General features: G+C 39.6%; 10 protein-coding genes and 1 tRNA gene. 9 read left to right on the plus strand and 2 right to left on the minus strand.

What is annotated here, in order from left to right:
- The coding region (locus tag K9N40_00930; GenBank protein ID MCF7813024.1) for a hypothetical protein at nt 1-2,498 on the minus strand (2,498 nt) is incomplete at its 3' end.
- A 158-nt stretch (nt 2,499-2,656) separates the two neighbouring features.
- The gene (locus tag K9N40_00935) at nt 2,657-3,061 is read right to left on the minus strand and encodes a UPF0158 family protein (GenBank protein MCF7813025.1); all 405 of its coding nucleotides are present in this window, start codon (nt 3,059-3,061) and stop codon (nt 2,657-2,659) included.
- A 445-nt stretch (nt 3,062-3,506) separates the two neighbouring features.
- On the opposite strand from K9N40_00935, the gene groL reads away from it, so the two are divergent.
- The 9 genes from groL (at nt 3,507) to hutH (ending at nt 15,359) form a co-directional block, all read left to right on the plus strand.
- Complete coding sequence (gene groL / locus K9N40_00940; GenBank protein ID MCF7813026.1) at nt 3,507-5,144, plus strand: chaperonin GroEL; 1,638 nt, start codon at nt 3,507-3,509, stop codon at nt 5,142-5,144.
- A 267-nt stretch (nt 5,145-5,411) separates the two neighbouring features.
- A tRNA-Leu gene (locus K9N40_00945) sits at nt 5,412-5,498 on the plus strand.
- A 101-nt stretch (nt 5,499-5,599) separates the two neighbouring features.
- Entirely contained in the window at nt 5,600-6,814 is a 1,215-nt protein-coding gene (locus K9N40_00950; GenBank protein MCF7813027.1) for a PorV/PorQ family protein, read from the plus strand.
- Between the two features lie 13 nt (nt 6,815-6,827).
- A complete protein-coding gene (locus tag K9N40_00955; protein MCF7813028.1) occupies nt 6,828-10,013 on the plus strand; it encodes a T9SS type A sorting domain-containing protein in 3,186 nt (1,061 codons plus the stop codon).
- A gap of 10 nt (nt 10,014-10,023) precedes the next feature.
- Nucleotides 10,024-10,902: a hypothetical protein gene (locus tag K9N40_00960; protein MCF7813029.1), complete on the plus strand. Its 879-nt coding sequence runs from the start codon at nt 10,024-10,026 to the stop codon at nt 10,900-10,902.
- A gap of 10 nt (nt 10,903-10,912) precedes the next feature.
- Nucleotides 10,913-11,584: a hypothetical protein gene (locus tag K9N40_00965; protein ID MCF7813030.1), complete on the plus strand. Its 672-nt coding sequence runs from the start codon at nt 10,913-10,915 to the stop codon at nt 11,582-11,584.
- A gap of 16 nt (nt 11,585-11,600) precedes the next feature.
- On the plus strand, nt 11,601-12,257 hold the full coding sequence (locus tag K9N40_00970; GenBank protein ID MCF7813031.1) for a hypothetical protein: 657 nt from the start codon (nt 11,601-11,603) through the stop codon (nt 12,255-12,257).
- 32 nt (nt 12,258-12,289) lie between these two features.
- Nucleotides 12,290-13,816, plus strand: coding sequence for an aromatic amino acid ammonia-lyase (locus K9N40_00975; protein ID MCF7813032.1), 1,527 nt, complete (start codon nt 12,290-12,292; stop codon nt 13,814-13,816).
- Between the two features lie 19 nt (nt 13,817-13,835).
- Nucleotides 13,836-15,359: a histidine ammonia-lyase gene (gene hutH / locus K9N40_00980; protein ID MCF7813033.1), complete on the plus strand. Its 1,524-nt coding sequence runs from the start codon at nt 13,836-13,838 to the stop codon at nt 15,357-15,359.
- Nucleotides 15,360-15,364: the final 5 nt, after the last annotated feature.

A 15,364-nucleotide genomic window follows, 5' to 3' on the forward strand; every position in this document is an offset into this window, starting at 1 on the left:
GGAAAGCCCAGCAGCACAAAAGTTCCGATCGGCTCATTTTTGATAGCACATGCTTCTCCGATATATTGGCTGCCGCCGCTGGCTTCAAAATTATAAATTCCATTTGCCGCATCTGGGAAAATAGCTACATAAGGAAGTGTTCCGCTGAAGGCAGGATTCAATTTATCAGAATCGATCAGAAGTTCAGGATAATCGTCGGAACTGGCACTTGTAAATTCCCACAATGAAACTAAATAGGTATCATCGATATTCAAGAAATCGGTTTTAAAGAAATCAGGAATTTCATCTGCAGTTTTCCAGCCGGAAATTATAAGGTTTCCACCAGCTGCCAGATAGCAGCCCAGTTTATTGATGTTATTCTCAATGAAATGCTGTGCCAGATCGTCATCGTGCCAGATGATGGTTGAGTAATCTGCCAGAGTTTCCAGATCTGGAGAGCCGTCATCTTCATAATCCCAACTGGTGTATGAAGAAGGCATTACAGCTTCATAGAAATCATCAACTTCAGCGTCATCAGGATTTCCCACTGTACCGTTTCCGTCTTTTGTTTCATCGATAACCAGAACTCCCTGATTCATTGGAAAATTGATAGGAGTTGCTTCATAAACCTGGGAAAATGGAGTTTCAAAACCATTGTCCTTTGTTGCCTTGAGCTTGTAATAATATGTTGTTCCATTTACCACATCATCATCCACGTAACTGGTTTCTGTTATCAAATCCTGATTGATCTGGATGAACGGATCATCTGGGTTTTCTGCACGATAAAGATTGTAGCCGTCTATTCCAACTTCCGGCCAGAATTCTTCCCAGAAAACAATAACTTCTCCATCTGCCGAATAGGCATTGTTAATACTTACTCCACGCAAAGTGCTGGAAGTGGAAAGCACCCAGTTATTGGGATCAAATTCCACATTATCATAAACCGGAACATTCGTAATGGCGATCGTTTCCAGAGGTACATCTGGAGCAGCCTGAACCAGAACAGAATCCTGTCCTGCAGCACCGTAAATGTGAACTGGAATATCGATGTAAAAATCGGTATCGCTGTTGGAATAAGTCTGCACATAAGTCATTATTCTGGGAACTGCCAGATAAGGATTGAAAAAATAAGTATATTCACAGGAAGGCATTCCGCTGCCGTAGATCCACTGATCGAAAAATTGGTCAAAATCTTCGCCTGTAACGTTTTCACAAACTTGCTGGAAATCTTCTGTTATCACATTGGAATGCATAAAATCATTGAAAAAAGTCTGCATGATCTGCCAGAAAAGATCATCTCCCACTTTCAAGCGGAGCATGTGCAGTACCGAAGCTGCTTTTTCATAAGTAACCGGCGTGAAATACTGATTGGGAGTTGCCGGATCGTAAATCGTGTAGGGGGTAGTGCCCGCCCAGTTTTTATAATAATTCTGAATACTGATCTCAATGTAGTTCACCATTTCATCAAATCCCTGCCATTGTTCCATGTAAACCGCTTCCGAATAAGTTGCGAAACCTTCGGAAAGCCACACGTCTTTCCAGGTAAGATGGGTAAGACAATCTCCATACCACTGATGTGCCAATTCGTGACAAATCGTCATTTCATGTCCGTGATTTCCTGTGATATTTGTGCTGCCCAGAGTTGTCATTGTTTGATGCTCCATAGCGCTGTAGGTGGCAAAATTGGTAACCGCATTTCCATATTTTTCAAAAGGATAAGGACCGTATTTATCGCTGTAAACCTGCATCATAAACGGCAGGTTGGAAAAATCTTCCGTAGCACTTCCTATCAGGTTGGAAGGCACAAAATTCTGGATCGGAATTGTTCCAAAAGTATCAAGCAATTCCAGATAAGACTGGCAAACCAGTGAAACCAGATAAGTTGCCATCGGATAATCGCAATCCCAGTGATGAGTTTTAGTTCCGTTGCCGTTATCCACGATCGAGGTGCGAATTCCGTTGCTGGCCACCAGCCAGTCGTCGCGGCAGGTAATGTGCAGATCGGTGACAGCTTTATCCCAGGGATGATCGTAGCAGGGCCACCAGAAACGCGAGGCATTTGGATCGGAAATCGTGAAAATATTGGAATTTCCAAAATACATTCCCAAACCATTCCAGGTGGGATAACCTTCATAATCTACCTGCGTGGTAAATGTATCTCCGGCATTCATCGTTCCCAGTTGAATTGTTATCAGATCGTTGCTGTAATCATAACTTGCTGCATTCCCATCCAATAGAACCGCATTTACAGTCATATCCGTCAGCTCATAAGAAATTTCTGTGATCGTTTCTTCTGCGGTTACAGTTGCTATTACACTGCCCCAGATATAATCATTCGCATCATCGATCTCTATCGTGATATCATAATTGGTGATATCAAAACCATGTGCCGAATCTGCTCGCGTCGTTTCTGTGTAAATTGTCATGTTCTGATGTCGGTGATTTGGCACATAAGTGGGAGTTGAAAACAATATCGTCGATACAAAAATTAATACAAAACAAAAAACTATTTTTTTCATCAATTCCTCCTAGAATACTCTTTTGGGAAATTTAAAAATATGATTAAAAAACGGCAATGAATTTATTTCAAAAATTTTATTGAACTTCTCTGGAAGTATATATTTTGTGGTATTCAAATTAATGAGATCAAAATAAATAATAGTGGGATGTTGTATATCTAACTATAAACCTTATCCAGAAATTCGATTGCCCTTTGTTTGAGCCAGTTATGTTCGAATTCATACCAATTTTTCTCTTCCTCAGGATATCGATACAGCACATCTTTGAATCTTCTGAATGTACCTTTTCCATTTAGTGCGACATCCAGAATTTCTCGCAATCTATCATTTTGCCTTGCAGTAAAATCTTGCATAAGATTATATTTTTCATAAGATTTAATGCCTTCGATCTCTATCCAATCACTAAAATCAATTCGCCCTTCTTCGTTATCCTGCTCTTCAATAATGTATTCCACAGAATAATCAACTTCTCGGGTTTCTTTGTTAAAATAATATCTTACTTCATAATTAGCATTATTCAGTGCTACTATTATTTCTTCGATCAAACTATCAGAATATTTCATTTTATTCCCACCTTTTGTAATTCATCTTTCAGAACCCGATGCATCTTATATTTCTGCAACAGTTCCTGAAAATATTTTTTCATTTCTTGTCTTATTTCATTAGTAATTTCAACTATCTATCTACTTTTGAATAATATTTTCTTCTCAAAAAACTGTTTGGAGTTGAAATCTCTTTTAACAAATTTGAAGATATTTTTGGTAAATTCTTGTTTTTCACACATCCTCCAATTTCTAAAAATTCAATAATGATTATCAAATCTCATACAATTTTGAGTTAATAGCTTAGAAAGCAAACAAAATTTCTAAAAAAATATTTTTATTTGACAAAAAAATGATTAAACTTTCTTTAGCACTCGTGATGAGTGATTGCTAAAAACTAAAAAGTCAATCACTCAAGTGCTTAAAAAATAGATAAAAAAATAAACGAATAGGAGGCATAAGTTTTATGGCAAAACAAATTAAATTCAGTCATGACTCTAGAACGATTTTAAAAGAAGGCGTGGATAAACTCGCCGATGCAGTAAAAGTAACATTGGGACCCAGAGGAAGAAATGTAGTATTAGACAAAAAATTTGGATCTCCCACAATTACAAAAGACGGTGTAACGGTAGCCAAAGATATTGAATTGGAGGATCCATTTGAAAACATGGGTGCCCAGCTGGTGAAAGAAGTAGCAGAAAAAACACACGACATCGCAGGTGATGGAACAACAACCGCAACGATCCTTACTCAGGCAATTATTGAAGAAGGATTGAAGCATGTTACCGCCGGCGTAAACCCGATGTATCTTAAGCGCGGATTGGACAAAGCAGTCAAAGTTGTAATCGAAAAGATCGATGAACTCAGTAAAGAGATCAAAGACAGCAAAGAGATCGCTCAAATCGCAGCTATTTCTGCCAATAACGACAAAGAAATCGGTAAATTGATCGCAGATGCAATGGAGTCTGTAGGCAACGAAGGAATCATCAATGTGGAAGAAGCTAAATCTATCGAAACTTACCTGGAAAAAGTTGAAGGAATGCAGTTCGATCGCGGTTATCTTTCTCCTTACTTTGTTACAGATGCCGACAAAATGATTGCAGAATTTGAAGATCCTTACATCCTGCTTTTCGATAAAAAGATCAGCGTGATGAAAGACTTGCTTCCGATACTTCAAGAAGTAGCTCAAACTGGAAAATCTCTAATGATAATTTCTGAAGACATCGAAGGTGAAGCCCTGGCTACACTTGTTGTAAATAAATTGCGCGGAACTTTGAATATCGCTGCAGTTAAAGCTCCCGGCTTTGGCGACAGAAGAAAAGCCATGATGGAAGATATTGCAATCCTGACAGGTGGAACCGTTATTTCTGAAGACCTGGGACGCAAACTTGAATCTTCTACTTTGAATGATCTGGGAACTGCTAAGAAAGTGATCGTAGAAAAAGAAAACACAATTATTCGCGAAGGTGCTGGTTCCGATGAAGATCTGGAAGCAAGAGTTAAGCAGATCAAAGCTCAAATAGAAGAAACTACTTCCGATTATGATAAAGAAAAACTTCAGGAAAGACTGGCTAAGCTTTCCAGTGGTGTAGCTGTTATCAAGATCGGTGCAGCCACAGAAACCGAAATGAAAGAAAAGAAAGCTCGCGTAGATGATGCACTTCACGCTACCAGAGCTGCTGTAGAAGCTGGAATCGTTACCGGTGGCGGAACTACTTTGATGTATGCTGCCCGTGCCATCGATGGTATGAAACTGGAATCTCACGAAGAAAAAGTGGGCGCAGAAATCTTGAAAAAGGCTCTTACAAAACCAGCTTTCTGGATCGCTTCCAATGCAGGAGAAGAAGGTGCCATCGTGGTAGAAAAGATCAAAGAATCTAAAGATGTACATTTTGGATTTAATGCTGCAGATGGTAAATTCGAAGACCTTTTCCAAAATGGTGTAATCGATCCTGCCAAGGTTGTAAAGAGTGCTCTGCAAAATGCAATAAGTATTTCAGGACTTTTCCTTACAACAGAATGCATCGTTACAGATATTCCGGAAGAAACTCCTTCCATGCCTCCAATGCCAGCAGGCGGTGGTGGAATGCCGGGAATGTATTAGTAAAAGAACTAAAAAAATAAAAAAGAGCAGGCTGATGTCTGCTCTTTTTTTTACTCTATAGTTATGAATGTACGCTCTCTTTTTTGTTCTATAAAGTAGAAGCAATTCATTCTAATTTAGATTTCGAAATGCATATTTCAATCATTTTTTGATTTAATGGTACAAATGTTGCAATAACATGATTTTGATAGGTGTGAATGGTGCTGTGAAAATGTGTGTAAAAATTCTTGACACCAGATACTACCATTTTTTTGATACGTGCCGAGTGCCGAAGTGGTGAAATTGGTAGACGCAGTGGACTCAAAATCCTCCGAGCATTTGCTCGTGCCGGTTCGAGTCCGGCCTTCGGCACCATTTATGAAGAAATATTTGGAGGGTCTTATAAATCTTTGCTAGGGCAACATTCTGATTGCAAAATTTCTGTAAGTATTAAATTGTATTTCTGGAGGATTTAAATGAAAACTAAAATAATTTTATTCGCCCTTGTCTCACTGATTCTGATACCGGTAACGGTAGGTGCGATTTCTGAAGCTGCGGTTATATATTTATTGATCGAACCGGGCTCAAGATCGGCTGGAATGGGACAGGCTTATGTTGCACAAGCAGACGATGGTTTTGCCGGATATTGGAATCCTGGTGCAATGGCCTTTAATAGAAAAAATCAATTCGCTTCCATGTACTCCAACTGGCTGGGAGAAGTTTTCCCGGATATTTACTATTTCCATGCAGCCTGGAACAACTACTATGAAGATATTGGAAATCTTGGAGTAAATGCGACTTATATGTCATACGGTGAACAGGAAAGAACCGATTTGAATGGTAACTCTGACGGTACATTTAGAAGTTATGATATCAGCGGTGCGATATCTTATGGATATCAAACCAGTCCTAAAACAGGAATCGGGATCACATTCAAATTCATCTTCAGTGATCTGGCTCCCAAAGGAACAGGTTCTACCGAGCAGGATGAAAACGGACAGGGAATTTCTTATGCCTTTGATTTTGGAGTAAAGCATATCGGTGTCGATTTTGGCCAGGTCCTCGTTTCTCCTTATAATGGTGCGATTGCTGCCTACAATGGAATTGGATCTCTGGTTGGTTTTAAACCTGCAAGTTACAGCGATTACAGCATTCCTGTAGATAAACTGGATTTTGGTTTGAACCTGCAGAATGTAGGACCGAACATTACTTATATCAATGAATCTCAGGCAGATCCGCTGCCAATGAACTGGCGCATGGGTTTTTCTTATAGAGTAATCGAAAGCAAATATAATAAACTTCGAATTAATGCTGATATGAACAAAATGCTGGCAAATGATGATCCGGTATACCAGAGACTTTTCACAGCCTGGACTGATGACTTTAACAACCGAACCAACGACAGTGGAGAAACGATCGATGATTTTGCTTCATTGAATAATTTCGTTAATTCGATCGAGATGAAAGAGATAATCTGGTGTTTTGGTGCAGAATATGAATATCTCGATCTGCTTTCTCTACGTGGCGGATATTACCTGGACCGTGCCGGATCGGTTGAAGGTTTAGCGTTTGGATTTGGAGTTCATTATCTACTGAATAAATCTTATCTTATCGGCATCGATTACGCTTTCCAACCTGGTGGTGAACTACAGGATTATAACCAGACTCTTTCCGTTAAAGTAGAATTCTAAACATAGATCTCATATGAAAAAGCTACTACTATCAATTTTGATAGTATTTGGGATTTTATTTCCAAATCTATCTTTTGCCAGAAAAACGTTTCTGCCGAAAACTAAGCTGAATAAAAAGGTAGAACTGCGTTCACATCCTGTAGAAAAATATTTCAATAAACCTCGAAAGATTGAAAGGAATTCCAGAAACTTCAATAAACTTCTGGTTCTGCTTATCGATTTTCAGGAAGATACAGACACGCAATCTACCGGAAATGGAAAGTTCGTTCAAGATCCTGCTGATTATCCAATAGACATCGGAAGTCCACCCCACGATCATGAATATTTTAGCCAGATGATGGAAGCTTTGCGTTACTATTATCTGGCGGTTAGCTATGGTTCTTTCGATGTGGATTATGATGTTTATCCACAATCCGATCCGGGAAATTTCAGTGCATACACACTGCCAAACGAAATGCGTTATTACAATCCTCCAGGCGCAGATTTCGATTTGATGATTTCCAGGTTCGAAGAATACTTTACAGATATTTTTGCAGAAGCAGATCAGGACGAAGATATCGATTTCAGCCAATACGAGCACTTTTTAGTAATTCATGCCGGCTCCGACTATCAACATGATATAAATGGAGATACTCCAGCGGATATTCCCTCCTTCTTTATCCAAATAGGAACAGGAAAAGAATACACGACCAGTGATGGCACAGTTATCGACCACGCTTGTAATGTTCCCGAAACAATCATTCAGGATGTGGAAGAACAGACCGAGGGTAATGATCATTACTTTTTCAATTACGGAGTTATCAATTCTGTCCTGGTCCACGAATTTGGTCATTCAATCGGATTTGTCGATCTTTATAATACCATGAACAACACTCCTCAAGTCGGTTATTATGGAATTATGGATAGCGGCGGCGCAGCATCGATTGGTTATCCCTGGGCAGCAGACAGTACTTTCTTTTTAGAAGGTGTTTTTCCTGCACTTCCCAGTCCCTGGTCTCGTTTGCAGGCTTTTGAAGATGATTTCAGAGCACGCGGAATTCTGAAGGATATTTCCGATTTTGATCTTGCCAAATCAATCAATGTTTTACCTTCCAGCCTTATTTTCGATCCTTCAGCAATTACAGATTCAACAGCATATTTTGTAAAAGTACCACTCAACGATGATGAATATCTCATTATCGAAAATAGACAGCTCGATCCTGATGGCGACGGTGGAGCGACTATCATTACGACCGATGACAACAGAATTGTGCTTTGTCCCAGCTTTCGCAACAGCAATACCGGACCAAATTATGAATACGATTATCTGCTGCCGGGATTTATCGATGAAGATTATCTTTCTTACGGTGGAGGTCTTCTGGTTTGGCATATCGATAATTCGATATTGCAGGAAAATGATAATTATGAAAACAATACTGTGAACGTTCTGCATGAACGCAGAGCAGTAAAAATAGTAGAAGCTGATAATATTGATGATATTGGAAATCCCTTTTCCATGTATTGGCAGGGAACAGAATACGAACCTTTTTACAAATACATGCCGATCCTCGATTCGGATGGCTGGTTCCTTGGTTGGGACAATGAAACAATAGTTAACAACAATGGTCAGTTGGAATTCATTGGAACGATCTTCAGTAACGAATTATCATCAACTTCTGAACCTGCACTTATCACAAACACCGGTGATCCATCAATTTTTTCGATCACAGATATCAGCAGTTATTCGCTGGAACTTGATGTTACCAGATTGATGAGTTTCAAGTTTGGAATTAAATCTTTTGATGTAACAGAAAAAATAGCTGAATTCGATTCTATCCAGGTCATTGGAAAAGCAGGAAATTCCATGGGATTTCCCACCTTTCCTATTTTAGCGGATCAGGAGATTTCATTTTACTCTTTGATGCAGCAGAACTGGGCAGATAATTACGGGATTTCTCTGCCTTTTACAGGAACTTCTGATTTTGATGTTTTACCGATCGATACTGATGAAAATGGTGATGATGAATTCATCTTTGTAGAGAATAATGTAATAAATTCTGTAACTTCTGATGGAATTGAAGAAACTACTTTTTCGGATCAATTGAGTGATGCTCCGCTACTGATTAACGCTTGGTATTATGAGACGCTTGTAATTCCTGCCGCTGATGGAATTCACCTGTATTATGATGATGATCAGGAATCGACTTATGATACTCCAAATGCTAAAATTGCTTTCAACGGGACTCATTTGATAGCAGCTTATGATGGAATGATCAGTTTTTTGCCGGATATTTCTACGAGCGGTGTTCCGCGTTATAATGTTTCAATTCCAGATTATGACCCAGTTTACACTCCTGTTAGTTTAGCGGATGATAACATTCCAGAAAATAATGCTACCTTTGTTCAAACAGAAAACGGTAATATTTATAAAATAAAAAATGGCGAGAAGGAACTGATCTTCCGACTTTCTGCCTACACGAATAAAAAACCTTCTCAATTGGCTTTGGGTCATATTGGATTTGAAGGCAATATTTGTCTTACTTTTGGAGCAGGAAACAGAGTTTTTGCCATCATGCCGGACGGAACCTTGTTAGAAGGTTTTCCCGCTTATTTGGAAAATAGAACAATAACTCCTTATAGTTATCCACGTATGATCGATTTTCCAGAAGATACGATGATAATCCTGGAAGAAGATGCAGGTGGCTTTGTAGCTGTGAATTCTGAGGCAAAGATGGAACTTAAATATTCATTTTTCTGGAGCAAAAACGATGTTCAGGATCAATTCTATTGGGATAGTGTGGATGAAAAACTCTTCTATATCTATGCAAATAAAGATCACGAACTTTATTCCAGTTATCTACAAAACATAGATAACAATCCAATTATCTGGAATGGTTTCAGAAATAATGGTTATTCCATTTTTAATGGAAATTGGGAAGCACCAATTCCTCCAATGGAACTGAAATTCAGTGCTTATGCCTTTCCAAATCCAGCCAAAAAAGGCGAGATCAGATTTCATGTAATGGATGCCGACAGCAAAATCAAAATTAAAATATTTGATGCAGCCGGAAACAAAATACGACAAAAAGAAACAGAAGCTAATGTTACTCAAAATACAGACATCCGCATCAAAACCAGCAATCTCGCTTCCGGTGTTTATTTTGCTATAATTCAAGTTGATGGTCAAATTAAAAAAATACCATTTGCAGTAGAAAATTAGGGAGATGAAAATGAAAACAAGAATCATTTTGATCATGTTGATATTCAGTTTTACTGCCGTAATATTTGCCGATGGAAACCCGGAACTGAAAACCAGACAGGTTTCTGCCAAAAAAGCAATGCTGCTCTCATCACTTTTCCCCGGAGCAGGACAGTATTATGCCGATAAATCCAGCTTCACGACTTACCTTTTTCCGATTTTGGAAATAGGACTTTGGACTGGATACCTGGTTTATTATAATAAAGGACTCGATAAAGAAGAAGAATATGAAGATTATGCAGATGAACATTATAACAGGCAATATCAATACAACGTACAATATGCACTGCAAAATAATCCTGAGGCAAATCCGATAACCTATGCCAATCATTTCCGTTTAGATGGAATCGAAGTGGATGAAGACGGAAATCTTATCGACATAACAAATGATAACACGCAACATTTTTATGAAGATATCGGAAAATACAGCAAATATTTCTTCGGCTGGATAGATTGGTATGAAGTTTATGCAACTACTGATGGCATCAATTTTGCTGAACCACTCTGGATCTGGGATGAAAACGATATTGCTATCGGAGTGAGCGAACCCAACTACCCTGATTCTGATTTTTATGTAGGAGATGAAGCTGTTTTTCATATAGATAACGGGCTCTACAGCAGATTTATTAATGACTATATCGAAATGAGAAATGAAGCTGAAGATTTTTACGACATGGGCAGATATTTTAGTTATGGAATCCTGGCAAATCATATTGCCAGCGCTTTAGATGCCAATCGGCTGGCAAGAAAGAAAAATGCTGCACTTGCTAAAAATTGGAATATCAAAGTTTCACCGGTTTTAGTGAACAACCAGGTATCTCCGGCAATTTTTATTTCAGCAAAATTTTAAGGTTTTGAAGATGAAAAAAATAATCTTATTTGTTCTGCTCCTGATCATGATTTCACACATAGCAGCAGAAACCAAATCCATACGAAAAGCAATGCTGTTTTCGGCTATTTTGCCGGGAATGGGAGAAATGTATTCCAAAAATTATAACCGAGCTGCCACTTTTCTGGCAGTAGAAGCCGCAACCTGGTTTGCTTATTTCCGTTTGAAATCGGAACGCCAGTGGGCACTGAATTCCTACAAAGATTTTGCTTCCAGTATTACGGAAACTCCCAAAGACAGTCCAGACTGGTATTATCAACTTCTGCAGGATTATCCTGATAGTGAAACTTACAATGCCGATATTATTCGTGATGCCAGAAATTATTATCTCATTTATCAGAATGATCCGGTGGCTTACGAAGAATATCTGGAGCAATATCTGGTTCCGGAAGAAAGTGCGTGGGACTGGGAAAATAATCGTAACTGGTACAAATTCCGAGATCTTCGCCGTGATAAACAAAACATGGAAATTTACATGAAATTCGCTTTTGCGGCTGCAATTGTAAATCGTTTTATAAGTGTAGTTGATTCTGCGATCCTAACCAGAAGATTCAATAAAGAGCAGAAGAATATCGGCAGCCTGCAAGTTTACCCGGACCTGGCAAATATGGGTTTAAAATTGAAATACGAAATCAAGTTTTAAAACAAAGGATGTTATTTTGAAAAAGCTGATAATTATATTCCTGCTGATGATCCTGGCGATAAATATTTTCTGTGAAGTCAAGCCAAGATCAAAAGCTTTAAAATCTGCTCTGATTCCCGGCTGGGGAGAATTGAGCATGAAGAAAAGTTCGGGTTATTTTTTTATGGGAACTGAACTTATTTTGTGGGCAGCAACCTTCTATTTTGATAACGAGATCGATCTGAAAGAGAAAGCTTCCAAAAATTATGCATACAAATATGCGCACATCAACACCGATATTGAGCTGACCGAAGATTATCTTTATGATGTAAAAAAATATATGAGTTCCGGCTATGAGGCAGGTGGATACAATGCGAAAATCGTGGAACAGGCAATGGCAATGTTCCCGGATGATCCAGCCGCTCAAACCGCCTACATCGATGAAAATACCTATTCTGATGAATATTACTGGAATTGGGATGATACGGAACGCAAACACGATTATGCCATCCTGCGCAAAAGAATGACGCAATACGATGGATATATTAAAGGAATTACCGGTGGTATAATCGCCAATCATCTGTTCAGTGCTATCAATTCTCTCATGATCGCCAATAAGATAAATAATGTGGAATTGAGCATGGATTTTGATGAACAATTCAATCCCACCTTTCTGGCAACTTACAAATTTTAAGAAAAAAAATTATAAAAAAATCGGAGGAAAAAATGGCTGTTGTTATTACAGGAAAAGATTTAAAAATTGAAGATGTTTACAATGTAGCGGTTCGAGGAGAAAAAGTAGAGCTTCATCCTGATGCTCTGGAACGGATCGAAGTATGCCGAACCTTCATCGAGAAAAAGATCGAAGAAGGCGAGATCATGTATGGAGTAAATACTGGAATCGGTGAATTTTCGGAAGTTATCTTGAATGATGAACAGATCAAACAATTTCAAAAATATCTTATTTATAATCATTCTGCCGGAATCGGAAAACCCTGTCCTATCGAACATGTGCGTGCTGCTATGCTGGGCAGGATAAATGTTCATGCCAATGGAAATTCCGGTTGTCGTCCGATAATTACGCAGACATTGATTGAACTTTTGAATAAGAATGTAACTCCTGTGGTTTGCGAAAAAGGCAGTGTGGGAGCTTGTGGAGACCTTTCTCCCATGAGTCAGATCGCTCTTCTGATGATGGGTGAAGGTGAAGCCTTTTACAAAGGCGAAAGAATGCCCAGCAAAGATGCAATGGACAAAGCCGGAATCGAAGTTCCCGGTTTGAAAGCGCGTGACGGACTTGCTACCATCAACGGCAGCAACCTGCTTACAGCCATTTCTGCTCTGATAGTTTACGAAACAGAAAGATTTTTTAAGCAGGCGGAAATTGCCGCTGCTATGACTCTGGAAGCTTTGATGGCAAATCTGAAACCTTATGATGAACGTTTGCATCAACTGCGTGGATTTCAGGGAGCAGTTACCTCTGCCGGAAATATAAAAAAAGTTATCGAAGATTCCGATCTTTTGAAAGGCATGAAAGTTCGAGTGCAGGATGCTTACAGTATGCGTTCTACACCACAAGTTCTGGGTGCTGCTCGCGATCAACTGCGCTGGACCAGAAGCCAGATCGAAATTGAATTGAACGGCGTTGGCGACAATCCTGTATTCCTGCCGGAAGATGGAGTAGTGCTTACCGGAGCAAACTTTCAGGGTTCTCCTGTTGCTGTTCCAGTAGATATGCTGGGCTCTGTTATCACGATGGTTTGCGTGATTTCTGAACGTAGATTGAATCGTCTTCTAAATCCTGCTCTCAGTGTTGGTCTTCCCGCCTTTCTTACCAAAGGTGCAGGAATGTATTCCGGCCATATGCTCAGCCAATATACAGCTGATATGATGATCGTGGAACAGCGAATTTTATCAACACCAGCCAGTATGCAATCCATTCCCGCCGCAGCCGATCAGGAAGATTTCGTAAGTATGGGAATGAATACCGCTCTCAAAACTCGTCAAATTCTGGATAATGCTTACGGCATTTTGGGAATTGAATTTATCGCTGCAGCTCAAGCCCTGGATTTTAGAGATTACACTCCAGGAAAAGGTACTCGAGCAGCTCATGCAGCAGTCAGGAAAGTAGTAGATCATCTGGATGAAGATCGTCCTCTTTTTGATGATCATAACAACATGATGCAAACAGTTAAAAATCGAGACATTCTGCATGCTGTGGAAGAAGCGATCGGAGAACTGAAAATATACTAATTTTTTTTGAGGTGAATTAATGCCTGTTAAAATTACAGGAAAAGATCTAACTTTGGCCGACATCTGGAATGTCGCCTATAATTTCGAAACTATCGAATTGGATGAAATATCGCAGGAAAAGGTGATCAAATGCCGCAATTATGTGGAAAAGATCATCAAAGAAAATCGGGTAGTTTACGGTCTTACCACCGGTTTCGGTAAATTCAGCACTGTTCGCATTCCAGCCGATCAAATCGAAGAACTGCAGGAAAACCTGATAATCAGTCATTCTACAGGTGTGGGAAATTATCTTTCAATTCCGGAAACACGAGCTGTGATGCTGCTTCGTATAAATGTTCTGGCGCGTGGTCATTCCGGAATTCGTCTTTCCACTTTGCAAACTCTCATCGATATGCTGAATGCCAGAATCCATCCCTGCATTCCCGAAAAAGGTTCTGTAGGAGCCAGCGGAGATCTAGCTCCGCTTTCTCATCTTGCTCTGGTTTTGCTGGGAAAAGGAAAAGCAGAATTCAATGGCAGGATCATCAGCGGAAAGCTGGCGATGAAAAAAGCCGGAATTGCACCAGTAAAACTGAAAGCGAAAGAAGGTCTGGCTCTGAATAATGGAACCCAGGTGATGACAGCAGTTGGGGCACTGAACTTGATTCGTGCGCGAAACCTGGTAAAACAGGCTGATATCATTGCAGCAGCCAGCATCGATGCAATGTTGGGAACTGCTTCTGCTTTCGATGCACTGGTTCATAAGCAGAGACCGCACAAAGGTCAATTAACTTCTGCCGAAAACTTGCGAAAACTTCTGGCAGAAAGTGAACTGAATTGTTCCCACGAAAATTGCGAAAATGTTCAGGATGCCTACAGTATTCGCTGCACTCCGCAGGTAAATGGAGCTGTACGAGATGCCTTGGATTATGTTCAAAGTGTGATCGAAGTAGAAATAAATTCCGCAACAGATAATCCGCTGATATTCCCGGATGAAGATAAAGTTATCTCCGGTGGAAATTTTCATGGTGAGCCGGTAGCTTTTGCTCTGGATACCTTGGGAATAGTTGTTTCAGAATTGGGCAATATTGCCGATCGCAGACTGGAACACATTTTAAATCCAGCCTTGAACAGAGGATTAAATCCCTTCCTGGCATCACGACCCGGACTTGACTCCGGATTTATGATAGCTCAGGTTACTACAGCATCGTTAGTATCCGAGAATAAAATACACGCTCATCCATCTTCTGTAGATTCTGTGCCAACATCAGCCAACCAGGAAGATCATGTGAGTATGGGCACAATTGGAGCTATGAAAGCAAGAACTATCATCGAAAACGTTTCCTTTATTCTGGGAATCGAATTGATGATAGCTATTCAAGCTCTGGATTCCCGGCCACTAATTTCTTCCCCTCCACTGGAAGCAGTGCGAGGTGAAATTCGAAAAACTGTGAAAACTCTGAAGAAAGATCGTTTACTTAACGTTGATATAAATAATATGAAAAGAATCATTGACTCCGCAATTCTAATCGATGTAGTGTCCAAATTTGTAGATTTGGATTAGGAGAT

Source organism: Candidatus Cloacimonadota bacterium, assembly GCA_021734245.1.
In the GTDB taxonomy this organism is placed as follows: Bacteria; Cloacimonadota; Cloacimonadia; order Cloacimonadales; family TCS61; genus B137-G9.